This window comes from Algoriphagus sp. oki45 (assembly GCF_036245605.1).
In the GTDB taxonomy this organism is placed as follows: Bacteria; Bacteroidota; Bacteroidia; order Cytophagales; family Cyclobacteriaceae; genus Algoriphagus.
In genome coordinates this window covers 1,892,452-1,910,223 of the sequence record NZ_BTPC01000001.1, presented here as the reverse complement: position 1 = coordinate 1,910,223, position 17,772 = coordinate 1,892,452, and the positions used below count along the sequence as shown (strand labels likewise).

The following is a 17,772-nucleotide window of genomic DNA, read 5'->3' as shown; positions in this document are numbered from 1 at the left end:
TTGATTTTGCGGAAATATAAATGGGTTAGATCTACCAAAGATTGAATTTTTAAATGCAACCAGAAAAAAATCCCGCCCTATCCAGTTGAGATTTATTTCTACCAATAGGGCGGGATGGATTATTTTTTTGATTTGGGTCAATCAATATTTGCCACTCATGCTGACCTTTGAAATAAAGACTCTTCCATATCCTCCGGCAGCAGGTGCCGCGCCTAAGATGACATAGTCCAAGTTTTCGGTTCCTTTCAGATCGAAGGTGAGATTCTGAACCGTGTTGTTGTCAGCCAGTCTACTAAGTCCTAGGTTTTCTAAAGTTCCATCCTTTTTTTGCAGCCATACATAGACTTCATAGGGCTGATCCCTTCGGATCGATACTTTCAGTTCATTTACTGCAATGAGTTGATTTGCAGGAATTTTTATTTGGTTTTTCTGTGATGCTTCAGGGTTGAGCAGATTATTTCTGTCAGGCCCACCATATCTACCTCCTCGAAGCTCATTTCCACTTTGGGTGAAAGACTGGAATACCCATCCTTTTACTGCCAGTTTGTCGCGGGATGTAGTGGCAAAATCAATATCGAAGATTTCCCCTTCCTGAACGGGCTTAGACTTGGTCAGTTTTAGGATTCGGGTACCTGCCGTTCCATTTGCAATTATTACCAATTCGTCCTGAACCGCCACACCATTGGCAGAGGCATTTACATCGAAAGTACCGAGGATTTCTAATTCATTCCCGATCAAATCAGCTACATAAAGCCCAGAAGCTCCATTGGCCATAAATAGGGTGTTTCCGTCCGCCACCAGCCCATTGGCTACAATATCAGAATCAGCAACGCCATCGATTGGCTTCATTTCCAAAGTTGTGATCAGGTCACCTTCCACCGGATTATAGATCAAAACTCCATCAGGACCTCCTGCGACAGCTAAAAAGGAATTGAAATAATCCACCTGGCCTTTTGCTTCGGGATTGCTTGCTCCTGCTATGGAAAACTGATTGATCAGGGTTAAATTTTCATCCAAAACTGCTATTCTTCCTGGTTCACCTTGAAGTACCGCTGCGGTGGTATCCCCGATGGATACTGAGCGTGCATTGGGCAGATCAATAAATCCAATGCGTTGGAATTGATCATCAAGAATGGTGAGACCTCCTCCGCTATTGCCAGAAGTAGCAAGATAACTTCCAAAGCCCCTTTCTGTGTAAGTACCGACAAAACTGGGCAAATCTACTTGGCTATACTCATCCGTAGCTTCTGATGCCTCATTCAAACGGATTTTCCCTACGATGGCTGGAGAATTTAATCCACTTACTTGGTCAATATCCAAGGCTCCAGCGAAGTACAAATGCTCTCCTTCAATGTAAGCGTCACTGACCGAACCATCCTCAAAGAGGACTTGAGTGACCAATCTTGGAGAATTGGGCTGGGAGATATTGACGATGTCGATTCCCCCCAAATAGGTACTACCTTCAAAGTTGTAAGAAATGGCCAAAAGGTTTCCTGTAATTCTGACATTGGCGGCGCGGAGGCTTTGCCCTTCTAACTCCGGTGGTTTGACTTCGCTGAGAAGCTCCAATTTGAAATCCACGGACTGAACTCGTGAGGAAGGTAGATTCGGTTGGAAGAGAGGAAAAATAGTCCCAGCCTGAGACACATCTACCCGAGCTCCTATTACACTTTGATCAGAATCCAATCGGTATGGGATTTCACCTTTGGCTGTTGGACTTTCTGCCTTATCGTTGCAAGACCAAAAGATCATGCCTGAAACCAAAATTAGAAGAAGTGCATTGCGTTTCATAAGTAATTAATTAACAAGACAAAATTACCTTATAGGCTTGTAAATCAATTCATTGTCACTAAATTTTTATGCATGCTAAAAAAGCTATTTCTATGCTTGAAAAATGTATTTTTTTTCGTTTTTGGCAAATTTTCAATCCATCCAAGTATGGGTTTGGGCTAAATCGATAAGGTCTATCGATTAATATTCCAACTGATGCAATTCAGAATGCCTCCATCTTTTGCGAGCTCATTGGATTCGATAGGAATGATGGAGTCCTTAGGGAAAGCCTGCTTCAAAATCCGAATTACCTCTTGATCTTCCTTGAAGTCGAAACTAGGAACGAAGATTACCTTTTCCATCTGCAGGTAATTGATGTAATCCCCGTTGGCATAGGAATTATTGGGATTGTCATAAATGGGATAGGGGAGTTTGATTACCTCCAGCCCTGTGTTGTGAAGGGCAATTTCGAAGGCCTGGTAGAACTTTTTGGGTTCTTTGGAATAATCATTGGCCAAGATGGTTTTCTCGTCCACGAATCGAACCATCCCATCTGCATGTCCGGTAAAATCCCCGGGTTGGGCAGGAATGAGAAAAATCTGATCCAATTCCAAAAGGTTTTTGAGTTCAGTCAAAAGTGCTTTTCTCTCCCAAGCGGGATTATCCTCAAAAATCCGATCTGTCACAAAGGCCTGATGGGCAGAGCGCACCAAATTTCCCCCATCTAAAATGATCTCGGATTTCTGGGTTTGGATTCCCAAAGACTGGCAAATCCAATCGACATCAGATTTGGTCTTTTCATATTTTTTGAATCGAAGATAGCTGGGGTCGTATCGGAACTGGACAAACTTCTTTCCAACCTGAATCGGCATGTAATCCACTGCCCAGACATCTTTGGTGCCAGGTAAAAAGCCAAAATCAACTTTATGCTTCTTTAATTCCCTTTCCAATCGCGCATAAAACTCAGGATACTTCTTCGGAAGGGAATCAGCTAAGAAAAGGAAGTTGGTTTGGGAGTCGGGGGTCATTGTGGGAGAAACTAGATATTAAGGATTGTAAAGAGATTAAAAATTGAAAGTGATAGAATTTCCTAAATACAATAATGTTTTACTTACTTTTTAAGGGGATTTGTAGCTTTTTTGGGACATTTGTGACACTTGGGCAAGAGTTCCAAATTTCCCATTTGTCCTAAAAAACTATCGATTCTTTTTTCTTTCCTCAATTCTTGCTCTAGTCATTCGCTCTCTCAATCCACCTTCTTTGACAAACTCGATTTCTAGTTTTTTGATTTGTTGACTTAGGAGATAAGTGCAGATTTTAATTAAGGTGATCATCGTGTTTGCACAGATCTCGGGATTATCGTGCTCTATGGCTTTTTGAAAAGTCTGATATGAAGGTGTAGGGGTGCTTTTATTCAATTCCCTTATCCTTTCTACTAGCCGATGATTTTTATCCCAAATGGGAAGTTTTCTCGTTCTCAAAAAATCCTCATAATCTATTTGAAGCTCTTCCAAGCTTGCTCTTGCTACATTGGTTAACTTAATTTCAGTTTCTTTAGAAGTTGCCGAAGCCATGCTCCCTTCAGCTATATTTTGTTTTCCACTCCTTGCTGCCTGAACCATTTGACCTACAGTACGATCATAAGGGTGAAAAAAACGATTTGTGAAATACACAGTGGCATCATAGATGATTTCTGCTTTCTGATAGCTGAAAAGATTCTTGTACCCCCCATGTTGAGGAATGAATCCATCGGTATTTTTTCCTTGATCGCTCATATAAAAAATCATTTGGGAATTGTCTGCTTCAATAAGCAACTAATTCACTTAAATATACTTAGAAATAGCCTTTCTCTTGAAAGCGGTAATTAAGAATTACTCTAAGCCTAGGTTTTTCAAAATCTATGAGGTTCAATTAGATGCTGGGTGAAGCTCTTCACTCCACCCGGCATTTTTTCTACTCCACAAACAACACCCCAACCCCCTTCTCACTCGCCAATTTATTAAATGCGGGCACGGCAGTTTGAAGCAGGCGATCGCCTTCGCCTTTTAGCGGTTTCCATTCTTCCATTAGTCGGGTGTATTCCGCTTTGGTGCCGGCATTGACCTTGGGAATGCTGCTTTCTCCATGGTTCATCATAAACATAAAGTTGGCCGTGAACTTATTCGGGAAGTTTTCCACGTCGTCGTAGGCGGTTGATCTTCGTTGGATCATATTCTCGTCCCAAGCTTGGAGTGCCTTTATGAGAGTTTCACCTTCTGATATTAGGTCAGCATACTCGCTTTTTCCTTCCAGTTTTTTCAGCAAGTCGGCGAGTTGGTCCTGGTAGTCCTTGGCCGTATTGACCATCGTGTGCATGGTGGTTACCTCTGCCTCGAGTTGGCTCATCCAAGCGTGATAAGCTTGGTAGTCCGCCTGAGTCAGGTTGTAAGCTGGGATATCCTTGATTTCGGCTTGGGCTTCGGACGTTTTTCCATCCGAAGTCAAGCGTAGCGTGTAGGTGCCGGGGATGGCTTTGTGACCCCGATAGCTGGACTCGATATAAGCTCCCGGAATTCCCGGAAGGGTGGGGTAGCGAAGGTCATATACAAATCGATTCAATCCTTTTCTTTTCGAAAGGGTAGGCTCCATGAGCGGACCGCCAGCCCAAGATTTAGCCTCCGGGTTTTTCTTGGAACTCAGCTTTCTGACCAGATTTCCCTTGGCATCCAAGACTTCCAAAATCACTTCTGTGGAGTCATTTACAGACTCTGGAAGGGAATAATGGATCACCATCCCGTTGGCTGGATTTAGTCCCTGCAAGGGATGGGTTCCGGTGAAATCATCCAGATTTCCTCCATTCATACTGGAGTACCAGTTGCCCAAAAGCGCATCTTCAGGGGTGTAGAGCGTGACTTGTTCTACTTTTTCTTTTACCTCCCGCACGACATTCAGCTCATCCAAGATCCAGAAGGATCTTCCTGAAGTCGCTACAATCAGGTCATTGTGAGCCACTTTCAAGTCCGTGATTGGAGTGACAGGAAGGTTAAGCTGGAAAGATTTCCAATTCGTACCCGCATCGTAGGAAATGTACATGCCCTGCTCTGTGCCGGCATATAGCAGTCCTTTTTTCTCCGTGTCTTCTCTCACCACTCGGGTAAAGGCTCCGTAAGGAATTCCCTTGGAGATATTGGTCCAGGTCTTTCCGTAGTCCGTGGTTTTGTAAATCGCAGGTGTGTAGTCGTTGAATTTGTATCGGGTGGTGGCGATGTATGCCGTGGCTGGATCATGAGGAGATACGTCAATCGCATTGACCAAACATTCCTGCAAACCTTTCGGGGTCACATTGGTCCAGGTTTTTCCATTATCACGGGTCAAATGCACCAATCCGTCGTCGCTTCCTGTCCAGATGACTCCTGCCTCATGTGGGCTTTCCATCACATAAGCCAAAGTACCGTAATTTTCGGCGCCTACCGCCTCATTGGTGTAGGGAACGCCTGGAGTGCCTTGCTTCTCCTTTTCATTTCGGGTCAAATCCGGAGAGACCTCCGTCCAGGTTTGTCCCCAATCCTGAGTTTTCAACAGGACCTGAGCCCCATGGTAAAAGGTATTTGGCTCGTGCTGGGACCAAATGATCGGCGCATTCCAGTTGAAGCGGTATTTCATATCCTTGGCATCCATTCCGAGGTATTGGATCGGTGCAGCCATGATGTTGGTCGAACCCTGAGTCTGCATATCCAAGACTTCGATGGTTCCCTGATAGCTTCCTCCCAGGACATACCGAGGATCATCCGGATCAAAGGCCAAAAAGGCACTTTCCCCACCTGCGGAGTAGTTCCAGTGTTCCTCTCCAATCCCGCCTCTTCCCAGCGCAATGCTGGAAATCACCAAGGAAGTATTGTCCTGCTGTCCCGCGTAGATTCGATAAGGAAACTGATTATCCGTATTGATCCGATAAAACTGGGCGGTCGGCATATTATTCTGAGTGGACCAGGTCTCGCCGCCGTTGAATGTGATCGAGCCCCCTCCATCGTCTGCCAAGATCATATTTTTGGAGTTTTTGGGGTTAATCCAGAGATCGTGATAGTCTCCATGGGCTCCGTCGATAGCCTCAAAGCTTTTTCCTCCGTCAAAGGACTTCAACATCGGTGCACTTTGTACCCAAACCGTGTTTTCATCATTTGGGTCGGCAAAAACCTCGATGTAGTACCAAGCCCGCTGGGTGAGTCGGTTGTCTTTATTCACCAAAGTCCAGCTTTCTCCGGCATTATTGGAGACAAACAAACCGCCCAAGTCTTTGTAGGTATCACTTTCGATCAGCGCATAAACTCGACTAGAATTGGCTCGGGAGACGGATACGGCCATTTTCCCTTTTTCCTTGGGCAATCCAGTTTCTATTTTTTTCCAAGTTTTTCCTGAATCGGTGGATTTGTACATACCCGAACCCGGACCGCCTGACTTTACTTGCCAAGGAAAGCGCTGATGCTCCCACATGGCAGCGTAGAGGATCTCCGGGAAATTCATATCCATGGATAGCTCCACGGTTCCGGTCATATTGTCCACAAAAAGTACTTTTTCCCAAGTCTCGCCTCCGTCTGTGGATTTGTAGACGCCTCGATCCTCATTGGGTGCATACAAAGCTCCCTGTGCAGCTACAAAGACAATGTCAGGATTAGTCGGGTGAATTTGGATTCGGGAAATGTGCTGCGTTTTTTCCAAACCGAGTTTTTTCCATGTTTTTCCGGCATCGATGGATTTGAAGACACCGTCTCCGTAGGAAGTCATCACCCCTCGAGGCGCGTGTTCGCCCATGCCAACATAGATGATGTTGGGATTACTCTCTGCGACAGCCACTGCTCCAACTGAACCTGTGGTAAAAAAACCGTCAGAGATATTCTCCCAATGCTGTCCGGCATCGCTGGTTTTCCAGAGTCCTCCTCCGGTGGTTCCGAAATAATATGTCAAGGGATCATTGACTACCCCGGTGGCAGTGACCGAGCGGCCGCCCCGATAAGGGCCGATATTTCGGTATTTGATGGGTAAGGATTTGTCGAAGGTTTGGGAGAAAGCGGAAACGCTGAGGCCGAGAAGTAGGCCAAACAGAATTTTTTTCATAAAAGGTTGGGTTGGATTGGAACCTAAGATAGACAAATCCTGAAAAAATTGGGGAAGAGGTGAAGGAAAGAAAAAGCCCCGAGATGTGGGCTCGAGGCTTGAAAAGTTGAAATAAGGACTGCTTGCTTGTATTAAACTTGAAATAAAGATTTAAATGTCTACGGCAAACTCAATTTTAAGCTCTCTACGAATAATTATACATAATTCAGGTTAAAAGCACTTTTCCGATTTGCTCGCATAGTGCCGCTCTCCATTGGCATAGAGTTCTTCATTGATAAACTCCAGATTTACAGTAACGGGGGCTAGTCCTTTTTTCTCAAAAGTCAGGGTCAAAGTGGCTTTTGAACCTTCGCTTTCTACCTTCCATTGCCCTTTCATAGTGCCTTTGTACTCTGGATTGCTGTCCTTCATGATTCCTTTTTTGGAAATATTGGCATTGAATCCTCCGTCTGAGCACAGATTGACTTTGGTTTGTTGTTTTCCTCCAACAAAGCCTTCATATGCGATCAAAAGCTTGTCAGACAGGAACTCTTTCCAGTCAAAACCTTCATAAACATCTACTTCTCTTGCTGTGGTCAGAGTTGCGGTTTTGAGTAATTCCAGGGCAGATTGGGAGACCATTTCAGCATTTTCTTCCATAGAGATAGCCAAGACAGTGATACATGCTTCACCGCATCGGGTGGCAGCAAAGGCCCGGTAATTTTTTGGGGCTACGTAATTTCCTGCGGCCTCAACCTGAGAAAAGAGAATATCTCCTTCAATCTTGGGTTCAGCAGCCTTCAGACTAATGGTTTCCGATATATTGACGCCTTCCTGCCAAACTCTTGAAAGTTCGTTTAAATCGATCTTTTCTCTTCCAAAAACAAAGATTTCCCCAAATACACCTGTAGTAGAATTCAGTAAAAAGACCTCTGTCTCCCGGGGTAGGACTCCCACCCAGCCCGCGGGAATAGTCGCTGTGAATCCATACTTTGGAGAGTAGACTTCTTCTCCTGAATTGTACATTTTTCCGGGTACAACCCGGTTTTTGCTGTTTTGGGCAAGTAAAATTCCAGTGGAGGAAGAGAAAAGTAGGATCAGTAAAAGCAGGGTAATTCTTTTCATAAGTGTTTAAGCCAATTGGAAATCGTGGTGAACCACAACGTTAGCTCAATATACCGATTTAGTCAGTAAGCAAATAGGGATGCCCAGATATCTTCTCTTTTTAGGGGAAATGAAAATAGCCCAACCGGTTTTTCCGATTGGGCTGAGTTGGTTTAGTAATCAAAAGGGCTTAATTATTTCTTTCTCGGCTATTTCCTCTGCTGCTTCCTGAGCTTTGGCTTCTGCTGATTACTTCAGGGGCTTTTCTGGCAGGAGGAGTAGCTCTTACCTCAGGCTTGCTTTGGGTTCGGCTAGGCTGAGCCACTCTGGAATCGGAACTTCGGGAAGGCGCTGTCCTTACTTGGCTTTGATTGGGCTGCCTGCTGGACTTTACTTCCGGAGCTCGACTTGGAGAAGTCCCTCTCTGTTGAACGCTTTCCCTTGAGGAAGGCTGAGGTTGGGTTCTCACCTGTGAAGATCTTCCGGATTGGGTTCTCACCTGATTTTCTCTGGAAGGAGAAGGCTGGGTTCTCACCTGACTTTCTCTTGAGGGAGCAGGTTGGGTCCGTACAGATTCAGTTCGGCTTGACTGAGAAGATCGGGAGTTGACTGCTTCCCGAGATCTGGTCTCGCTGGGAGCGGGTTTCACCTCAAACCTTCCTTCGCTTGGTCTCGCCGAAGGGCTGGAACTTCTTCCAGAACTTGCACTTCTTGAGTTATCCACTCGGCTTGGCTGATTGGCGGAGGGATTAACTGCACTTCGGGATCGGGAGGATCGGGCTTGATTGGAGTCAATCACCCGAGAAGGTCTCGCTTCCACACTTCTGCCTCGGGATGAGTCGATATCCGGTCGGTAAATTCTCACCTCGTTTCTCGCCAAGGAAGCTCGGCCTGGGTTTTCGGAAGACCTCACCTGATAGACAGGGACCGTCTGCCTTGTGATGCGCTCTACCTCTCTTCGGGAAGGGCCTGCATAGACGTTGTAGTTGTTGTAAACTACCGTATTGTTGATGACGGTGGTTCGGTTGATGATTTTTATCTTAGTTCTATGCTGAGCAAAAGGAGCGTAGTAGCCATAGACATTTCTATGGTAAATCCGTGCGGAAGGGATGAATACCCAATGTCTGGTAGGGATGTTGATTCTCACATTGATGGATACTCCTGGTCCAAGCGGTGCCCAGCCATAATATCCCCCGCCTGATCTCCAGCTGACCCAGGCAGGAGCCCACTCGTAGCCGGGAATCCAAGCCCAAGACCGGTAGTAATCGTCAAAATACCATCTTCCGTAGTGGAAAGGAGCCCATCCCCAATCGTAATCTGAAACCCAGGTATTGCCAAACTCAGTCATAACCCAGTGTCCGTTGGTGCCATAGGGATGAAAGTCATCATAGACAGCAGGTAGCCAAATATACCCGTAGCGGGCATCTTTGACCCAGTCTCCATAGGGGGTGAGTGCATCATAGAATACCTGAAAACTTACCCCGAAATGTTCTGCTTTTACTTTTTCCGAGGCGAATAGCAATCCGGTGAAAAGAACCAAGCTCAGTGCCGGAATTCTCAGTCGTTCGAATATTAGTTTAGATAACATGGTAGTAGTGGTTAAAGGTGAATACTTGGTTTCCTCGGTTGGGGCTTTTGATCTATTTAGGTAGATGTCTTTTGTATTGGTTAGGTTGCACGGTGTATTTCATAAATCAGGCCATTTTTAAAATCTTCTTTAAAATATAGCTTTGATTTATGATGTGTATCGTAAAAAAATAAATGAAGGTTTGGTTACAAATTTATTTATATTCAAAAAATAAGAGTAAAATTAATTGACTTAAATAAAAATATTAATTAACTATTTTTAAGCCTGAATAAAAAATCACTAAAGGCTTTCTCTGTTTTTCAAAAAACTAAACGGAAAAAGGCCAAAAGAAGCCATTATGTCATCCATAATTTTTTTTCAATTTTTTTTAAAAAAATTTCAAATGGAGTACTTGATGTTTCAGGAAGTACGCCTCCAAACTCTTTATCGGTGGATATGTGTATAAAAAATTAGAGGGTGGAATGCTTTAAAAAACTCTGGGTTGAACCAGCTCGTCCATTACCCAATTGGTGCGTGCCCCAGAGATTCCGGTTGATGGAGAAAAATCTCTTCCGAGCAATTCTCCTACAATGACTTTGATCAACGGAAGCTGGATATGCTTGGGGAGCTCAAACTGATGCAAGATTGGACCTTTTCCATTTTGCCATAGTTCAAATTCACCTTTTCCAAAGGTCTCGAAGCGAATCATTCCCTCACTGCCGTAGATGATTGTTTCGTCTATTTCCGCTTCTTTTGAAGCCGTAAAGCACCAGTTTCCTGTGCCCAAAACTCCTGATTCGAAGACAAAACTTCCCGCCACAATATCCTCAGCAGGATAGATTTTTCCCTGATTGGCTGAGTAACCGGAGGCATGGGTGATTTTTCCAAAAAAGAAATCCATCAAATCCAGCTGATGGGAAGCCAAATCAAAGAAATAGCCTCCTCCGGCAATTTCGGGGTCCACTCTCCAGTTGTTTTCCAGATGGGTGATAATTTCCGGGCGGAGCACTTGCTTCATGTTGATGTGAACGGAGCGGATATCTCCAATGGCGCCGCTTTGAAGCAATTCTTTAATTTTGACAAAATGGGGAAGTGCTCTTCTGTAGTAGGCGACAAAGAGCGGGACACCTGCATCTTCACATATCCTGATCATCTCTTGGCACTCTGAGTAGGTTCTCGCCATGGGTTTCTCCACATAAACCGGCTTCCCCGCAGCTGCAGCGAGTCGGGTCATCTCCAAATGCACGTTGGGAGGAGTGGCAATGTATATGGCATTCACCTCCGTGTCAGAAACCAGGGCTTGGGCGTCTGTGTACCATTTGGGGACTTGGTGTCGAGAGGCATAGTCTTTCACTTTGGCTTCATCCCGTCTCATGACTGCGACAAGTCGGCTATTCGGGATTAAATTCATGGCTGGGGCGGACTTCACTTCACAAACGTTGCCTACACCGATGATTCCCCAACGGACTTCTGAATCTGAAAATATGTTCATTACGGAAAGTAGGAAAAGATGAAAGCTTTTGAAAGGGGAAAAATCGGATTTAATATTAAAGGGAATGGATCCATTCTGTGCAAACCTAAATAAAATACTCCCCCAAAGTGATTTACTTTTTGGGAGTATTTACGGGATGGCTTTTTCCTAAATTACTGTGAAGGAGGAGTTCTGCGTTTCATCACCAGACTGTCTGCGGGGTAATTGGCAGCGAGATAGGCCATTTGTTCCTTTGCCCAATCGATCAGGACCTGTCGTTCTTCCTCGCTCAGATTAGCTTCCGGATGGAGTCCAAAGTAGGTATAGGATTCCAGCGGCATTTCTTTTTCCTCTACCATTTCTATTACCTCTTCAAACTTGTGGTTTTGTACTGCTATAGGCAGTCGGGTAAAAGAGGAAAAGTTGAGATGCTCCTTTCCCTCATTCACATGGTCTGCCAGCATGTATTTGACAGGTTGGATATGGGAATACCAAGGGTATCGTGTCAGATTAGTATGACAGTCATTGCAGGCAACCTTTAGAATAGTGGCGACATTATCCGGGATATTGTAGCTTTTGCTGATGTCGAATTCGGTGTCATTGCTTTCGTTTTTTTCAGCTGGGATAAACTGAATCAAGACAAGGAGTGCAAGAAATCCGATCGTGATTTTTTTGAACATGGCTGGGAGGGTTAGTTTGCGATTAGACTCTGGTTTTTTTCTGGGGTTTATTATAGAAAGAGCATTTCTAATCCCAATTTCGTGCTATTTATTCGCTTTTTTCTGCCCTTCATCTTAAGATTCGCTTAATTCTTTATTTCCGGAACCGGACACCGTCTATCACCAAACAGAGTCCTGCTTGAAATACAATAAGGGCAAAGGTTCCATACCAAAACCATTCTTCGCCCGCAAATCTTGCAAAGCCTGCATCCACGGTCAAACAAAGTCCAGTGCCTGTTAACAAAAGTCCAGCTACAGATTGGACGAACCAGCGTGTACTTGATTTCATAGGATTTGTATTTTGATTTTTTGTCAAAAAGAATTGATCATAGTCATCCCATTTTCAGAGAAAGTGTCCATGTAGATCAGGGCTTCCACTGCTTCATCCAAGGAAATCCGCTTTCCGATGAGTTTTTCGGGGGAAAGTTTACCGGACTGGATCATTTGCATCATTTCCGGGTAGGCATGGGCTTGCATGCCATGGCTGCCCAGGAGCTCAAGTTCCTTGGCAATGACCAAATGCATGGGGATGGGAGGGTTGGTCTCTGAGCCTGCCATCAGGCCGACTTGAATGTGCATCCCTCTTTTTCTCAAGCAAGAGACGGAATTAAAGCAAGTTATTTTACTACCCAAGGCATCCATGGACACATGGGCACCACCGCCGGTTAATTCAAGAATGGCCCCGGGAATATCGGATACTGTTTTAGCATTGAGGAGTATGCCAGCCCCGGCTTCTTTGGCCAAAGCCAGTTTTTCTTCTGAAATATCCACTGCAATGACCTGCGCTCCCAAAGCTGCTGCAATCATGATAGCAGAGAGCCCTACTCCTCCGCACCCGTGAACAGCTACCCATTGGCCACCGCTTACTTTTCCCTGCGCGACAATCCCTCGATAGGAAGTGGCAAATCGGCAACCCAAACTTGCCGCCGCTTCGAAACTCACTGATTCAGGGATTCGGATCAGGTTGGTTTCTGCGCGGTAAACAGCCACATATTCGGCAAAAGATCCCCAATGGGTAAAACCCGGCTGAAACTGATCATCACAGATCTGCTGATTTCCGCTTTGGCAGGTAGGACATGTTCCACAGGCACAAACGAAGGGAACCGTAACCCGATCGCCGATTTTCCAATTTTCCACTCCCTTTCCTACTTCCCGAATTACACCGGCAAACTCATGTCCGGGTACATGAGGCAGTACAATATCCGAGTCATGCCCCATCCAACCATGCCAGTCGCTTCGGCAGATTCCGGTGGCTTTGACTTCCAGCACTACTCCATTTTCGGGAGTTATCGGGTCAGCTACTAGGGAAATCTTTGGTTTTTGTTGGAATGATTCTACAAGGAGGGCTTTCATGAAGAAATAAGTTGTAAGGAAATGTCTTTAAAATTCACAAAAAAACCGTGAGCATTTCCACTCACGGTTTCAAAACTTAATTTAAATCATCTATTCGCTATGCTTTGCAAACGGTCTTTCGACTTCTGCAAACTCTTTACCGCTTCCTGCTAACTGAACTAAACTTCAAACCCTTTTCTGTAGGTTCTGCCAACAAATTGATTGGCTTCTTCCAGGTTGGTGATTCGCATATTTTCCCCGTCCCAAAGCAACTTGCGTCTGCCGAAGAACTCATCTCTTCCCTGTGCATTTTTTCTTCTCAGCATATAGCTTCGTATGGCCAGATTACCCATTAGTACGGTCTCAGTCATCGGTCCCGCATAGTCAAAGGAGGAGGTCAAGGCCTTGTGTTCTTCCGAACCAAATCCAGCTTTGCAGGCATCCACCCACTTGCGCTGATGTCCATACTCTGGCTCGGTGCCTTCGATTCGGTCCGGACCAAATTCCTGGGTGCCATCATAGAGATACAGCTTGGGCATCAAAGGAGAACTGTCATTGATATTATGAGTAATGATTCCTTTTTCACCGATCATCATCACACCATTAGCAGAGTTGGCTCCACCTAAGTCATGGTCTGGAGGAATGATATCCGGATGAGAAGGCCTGATTCCCCCGTCCATCCAGGTCATTTCCAGAGGCACAGGATTTTTTGCCGTCGGGCCATAGTGTAGGGTAATGAAAGAAGAGGCAGGGCATCCTTCCGGATTATAGTCAGCGGTCCACATTTGGGAATACACAGAACCCACAGAGCATTCCGCGTCAGTTGGGTAGTTCAAGCCCAACATGCGGAAAGGAATATCCATCAGGTGACATCCCACGTCTCCCAAGGCGCCTGTGCCATAATCCCACCAGCCTCTCCAGTTGAATGGGTGGAGGTTAGGGGTAAACGGAATTTCGGGTGCCGGACCGAGCCAAAGATCCCACTCGAGTTCGCTTGGCTTGCTTCCTGAATCTGCTTTAGGGAAAGGTCCTCCCTGTGGCCATACGGGACGGTTGGTCCAGATTTGTACTTTGGATACTTTGCCGATTTTGTCCTCATTCATCCAGCCACGGATCATTTCCATCAGCGGATTGGAGGCTCCCTGATTTCCCATTTGGGTGACTACCTTTTGGTCTCGGGCCATTTGGGTGAGCATTCTGGCCTCGCGGATATTGTGAGTCATGGGCTTTTGTACATAGACATGCTTGCCACGCTCCATGCAGAATTTAGCTGCCGGGCCATGCACATGGTCAGGGGTGGAGATGGTCACGGCATCTATGTCCTTCTGCTCTTCGAGCATTTTTCGGTAATCAGCATAAAGCTTTGCATTGGGAAAGCTCTTGACAGAGTCTTTAGCTGTCCCCGAAAAGTCCACGTCGCAAAGTGCCACAACGCGCTCTCGTCCATTCACGGAGGCATTCAATATATCGCTTCGGCCTTTTCCTCCAGCACCAATAGCCGCAAGATTGAGTTGATCTGAAGGTGCAGTGAATCCTACACCGCCAAGCACATGCCTTGGCACGATGAAAAATGAGGAGGCTATGGCCGCATTTTTGATAAAATCTCTCCGGGATTGTCCTGAGGAGGGGTTTGATTTTGGGTTTTTCATAGGAAAATAGTTTGATGAGATCTAATGGAGCGATTAAAATAGGAATTAATCGGATGGAAAGCAGTAGTCCTAATGGATTTTAGAGGCATTTTTTGATTAAAGGTACCCGTAAAGCAGCCTCCATTTCATGCAGCATTTATCTCTATCGATTCCGTAATTAACTCCTCTTTTTTTTCAGGCAGGATGGTTAAATAGGACTTATCCAATTACTTTCGTTCCTTGTATAAAGGGGTAATGCCGGTCATTGCCCATTATCTTCCACGAAAATGAAAATCGGAGTCCTCAAAGAAACCAAGGAATTTGAGAAGCGGGTAGCCCTCAGTCCGGATGTGGTGAAGCTGCTGATCAAAAAGGAATTTAAAGTCATCATCGAATCCGGGGCAGGGGAGTTCTCCTACTTTTTGGATGCGGATTTTGAAGCAGCCGGAGCTCAGGTAGTGCCGAAAAAGGAAGTTTTTTTAGCCGATGTATTTCTCAAAGTCAATGCCTTTACTCTAGAAGAAGTAGCGGAAATGCCCAAGGGGGCGGCCTGCATTTCCTTCCTTTATGCCTATCAGCTTCCGGATTTGGTAAAGGCTTTTAATGAAAAACAAATCCAATCCTTTTCCATGGACGCCGTTCCCAGGATTTCCAGAGCACAGAAAATGGACGCGCTTTCTTCTCAGGCCAACTTGGCTGGGTATAAGGCTGTTTTGCTGGGTGCCAATCACTTGGGTAAGATTTTCCCTCTCATGATGACTGCTTCAGGCACCATCACTCCTGCTAAAGTCCTGATTTTTGGGGCTGGTGTAGCTGGTCTGCAGGCTATTGCCACTGCCAAAAGACTCGGTGCAATCGTGGAATGTACCGATGTGAGACCCGAGACAAAAGAGCAGGTAGAGTCTTTGGGGGGCAGATTCCTCACTGTAGAAGGTGTAGAAGGAGTAAAGGTGGAAGGTGGCTATGCCAAGGAAGTATCTGCAGAATATTTGGAAAAACAGCAGCAGCTAATCCGTGAAAAAATCAAAGATGCTGATCTGGTGATCACCACTGCGCTGGTGATGGGTAAACAGTCGCCTATTTTGGTCACCGAGGACATGGTCAAATCCATGAAGACCGGTTCGGTGATTGTAGACATGGCCGTGGAGTCCGGAGGCAACTGTGAGCTTTCTGAAAAAAATAAAACCGTGGTCAAGCACGGAGTGACTTTGGTGGGGGAATCCAATCTACCTTCTCTGCTTCCTGTCAATGCCAGTCAGCTCTACGCTACCAATATCAGTACTCTTTTACTTCATTTGGCTAATTCCTCTGGGTTTACTTATGATCCGGAAGAGGAGATTGCCAAGGGGGTTTTGATCACCAAGGATGGAGAGTTGGTCCATCCATTCACCAAAAGCATTCTCAACCTTTAAATCCGAATAGCTATGAATGCAGAAGCATTGATTATCCTGATTTATGTGCTGGTTTTGGCCAGTTTTCTCGGGTTCGAATTGATATCCAAAGTACCGCCAACGTTGCATACACCCCTCATGTCTGGATCCAACGCGATTTCCGGAATTACCATTGTAGGGGCACTGATAGCTACCAGCGAAATGGGATTTACCACTTTAAGTAAATGGCTGGGCATGTTTGCTTTGATTTTGGCAACAATTAACGTGGTCGGAGGGTATGCTGTCACAGATCGAATGCTAAAAATGTTTAAGAAGAAATGAGCAATATTGTCCAAATCGCCTATCTGATCGCCTCGGTTCTTTTTGTATTGGGGATCAAGTTTTTGGGTAAAACCAAGGATGCAAGACGTGGAAATATGCTTTCTGCGGTCGGTATGCTCATTGCAATAGTTGCAACCCTGACCACCCTTGAGATTCTCAGCTTTGTGGAGATGTTTGCCTGCATGCTCGTGGGTGGGGCTATCGGTTTGTATTATGCCAAGAAGGTAGAAATGACTCAAATTCCTGAAATGGTGGCCCTTTTCAACGGGTTTGGTGGAATGGCTTCCTTAGGTGTTGCACTTTCCGACCATTTTTTCAAAACTCAGGTTCAGGGAGTGGAAATCGATACGGTCAATTCTGTAAGTATTATCGCTTCGGTGTTGATTGGTGGAGTCACCTTTACCGGTTCTGTAGTGGCCTGGCTGAAGCTGAACGGGAAAGTTTCAGGACAGCCGATTACGTTTAGTGGTCAGCATTTGCTGAATCTTTTGCTTCTTCTGACTTTCCTTGGGGTAGCAGTGATGACTTACCTTTTCCAAATCGAACCGATTTACATCACCATTTTGGTGGCCATTGCTTTGCTGGTCGGCGTGCTGATTGTAATTCCGATTGGTGGTGCAGATATGCCTGTGGTGATTTCTTTGCTCAATTCCTACTCTGGTATGGCAGCTTGTGCGACGGGATTTATTCTAAATAACAATGTGCTTATCGTAGCAGGTTCTTTGGTCGGTGCCTCAGGAATAATTTTGACCCAAATCATGTGCAAAGCCATGAACCGCTCCCTGATGAATGTGCTTTTGGGAGGCTTTGGGCAAACTGCTTTATCGGGCGCTCAGGATGGCCCATCCATTGTCATCAAAGAAATCGGTGTGGAGGAATCTGCCATGCTCTTTGATTCGGCATCCTCTGTGATCGTAGTTCCCGGCTATGGCATGGCTGTGGCACAAGCGCAGCATGTGATGCGAGAGCTCATGGAGCAGTGTGAAAAGCGAAACATAGATTTCCGCTTTGCCATCCACCCGGTCGCAGGTCGAATGCCGGGGCACATGAATGTGCTTTTAGCTGAGGCAAATATCAGCTATGATAAGCTGATCGAAATGGAATCCATCAATGATGACTTTGCCAATACGGACATTGTGCTGGTAGTAGGAGCTAATGACGTGGTGAATCCTGCGGCTAGAACCAATCCTCAAAGTCCGATCTATGGCATGCCCATCCTGAATGCAGATAAGGCAAGAACGGTCATTGTATCCAAACGAAGTATGGGTAAGGGATATGCGGGGATCGAAAATGAACTTTTCGGCTATCCCAACTGTCTTATGCTCTTCGGGGATGCCAAGCAGACCCTTACCAAAGTGGTGGGTGAGATGAAAGAAATGAGCTAGAAAATATTTGGCAA

The 17,772-nt window shown here is 45.5% G+C and carries 14 protein-coding genes; 3 read left to right on the top strand and 11 right to left on the bottom strand.

The features are described from left to right. Nucleotides 1-141: 141 nt before the first annotated feature. The 11 genes from AAA942_RS08285 to AAA942_RS08235 form a co-directional block, all read right to left on the bottom strand. Nucleotides 142-1,791, bottom strand: coding sequence for a hypothetical protein (locus AAA942_RS08285; RefSeq protein WP_338219770.1), 1,650 nt, complete (start codon nt 1,789-1,791; stop codon nt 142-144). A gap of 173 nt (nt 1,792-1,964) precedes the next feature. After that, nucleotides 1,965-2,798: an agmatine deiminase family protein gene (locus AAA942_RS08280; RefSeq protein ID WP_338219769.1), complete on the bottom strand. Its 834-nt coding sequence runs from the start codon at nt 2,796-2,798 to the stop codon at nt 1,965-1,967. 168 nt (nt 2,799-2,966) lie between these two features. After that, nucleotides 2,967-3,545, bottom strand: coding sequence for a four helix bundle suffix domain-containing protein (locus tag AAA942_RS08275; RefSeq protein WP_338219768.1), 579 nt, complete (start codon nt 3,543-3,545; stop codon nt 2,967-2,969). 178 nt (nt 3,546-3,723) lie between these two features. Continuing rightward, nucleotides 3,724-6,861, bottom strand: a complete 3,138-nt coding sequence (locus AAA942_RS08270) for a VPS10 domain-containing protein (RefSeq protein WP_338219767.1) — start codon at nt 6,859-6,861, stop codon at nt 3,724-3,726. A 210-nt stretch (nt 6,862-7,071) separates the two neighbouring features. Further along, the gene (locus AAA942_RS08265) at nt 7,072-7,965 is read right to left on the bottom strand and encodes a hypothetical protein (RefSeq protein ID WP_338219766.1); all 894 of its coding nucleotides are present in this window, start codon (nt 7,963-7,965) and stop codon (nt 7,072-7,074) included. A 169-nt stretch (nt 7,966-8,134) separates the two neighbouring features. Further along, nucleotides 8,135-9,532: a DUF6600 domain-containing protein gene (locus tag AAA942_RS08260; protein WP_338219765.1), complete on the bottom strand. Its 1,398-nt coding sequence runs from the start codon at nt 9,530-9,532 to the stop codon at nt 8,135-8,137. Nucleotides 9,533-9,998: 466 nt separating this feature from the next. Continuing rightward, nucleotides 9,999-11,003: a Gfo/Idh/MocA family protein gene (locus tag AAA942_RS08255; protein ID WP_338219764.1), complete on the bottom strand. Its 1,005-nt coding sequence runs from the start codon at nt 11,001-11,003 to the stop codon at nt 9,999-10,001. 152 nt (nt 11,004-11,155) lie between these two features. Then, nucleotides 11,156-11,662, bottom strand: coding sequence for a heme-binding domain-containing protein (locus tag AAA942_RS08250; RefSeq protein WP_338219763.1), 507 nt, complete (start codon nt 11,660-11,662; stop codon nt 11,156-11,158). A gap of 133 nt (nt 11,663-11,795) precedes the next feature. Further along, entirely contained in the window at nt 11,796-11,990 is a 195-nt protein-coding gene (locus tag AAA942_RS08245; RefSeq protein WP_338219762.1) for a hypothetical protein, read from the bottom strand. A 23-nt stretch (nt 11,991-12,013) separates the two neighbouring features. Continuing rightward, entirely contained in the window at nt 12,014-13,054 is a 1,041-nt protein-coding gene (locus AAA942_RS08240) for a zinc-dependent alcohol dehydrogenase family protein (RefSeq protein WP_338219761.1), read from the bottom strand. 158 nt (nt 13,055-13,212) lie between these two features. Beyond that, nucleotides 13,213-14,682, bottom strand: a complete 1,470-nt coding sequence (locus tag AAA942_RS08235; protein ID WP_338219760.1) for a Gfo/Idh/MocA family protein — start codon at nt 14,680-14,682, stop codon at nt 13,213-13,215. A gap of 266 nt (nt 14,683-14,948) precedes the next feature. Here AAA942_RS08235 and AAA942_RS08230 point away from each other — a divergent pair, with 266 nt between their 5' ends. The 3 genes from AAA942_RS08230 to AAA942_RS08220 are packed head-to-tail and all read left to right on the top strand — an operon-like array spanning nt 14,949 to nt 17,758. Then, nucleotides 14,949-16,073, top strand: a complete 1,125-nt coding sequence (locus tag AAA942_RS08230) for a Re/Si-specific NAD(P)(+) transhydrogenase subunit alpha (protein ID WP_338219759.1) — start codon at nt 14,949-14,951, stop codon at nt 16,071-16,073. 12 nt (nt 16,074-16,085) lie between these two features. Next, the gene (locus AAA942_RS08225; RefSeq protein ID WP_338219758.1) at nt 16,086-16,373 is read left to right on the top strand and encodes an NAD(P) transhydrogenase subunit alpha; all 288 of its coding nucleotides are present in this window, start codon (nt 16,086-16,088) and stop codon (nt 16,371-16,373) included. Then, nucleotides 16,370-17,758, top strand: a complete 1,389-nt coding sequence (locus tag AAA942_RS08220; RefSeq protein WP_338219757.1) for an NAD(P)(+) transhydrogenase (Re/Si-specific) subunit beta — start codon at nt 16,370-16,372, stop codon at nt 17,756-17,758. The genes AAA942_RS08225 and AAA942_RS08220 overlap by 4 nt, the downstream gene beginning before the upstream one ends. Nucleotides 17,759-17,772: the final 14 nt, after the last annotated feature.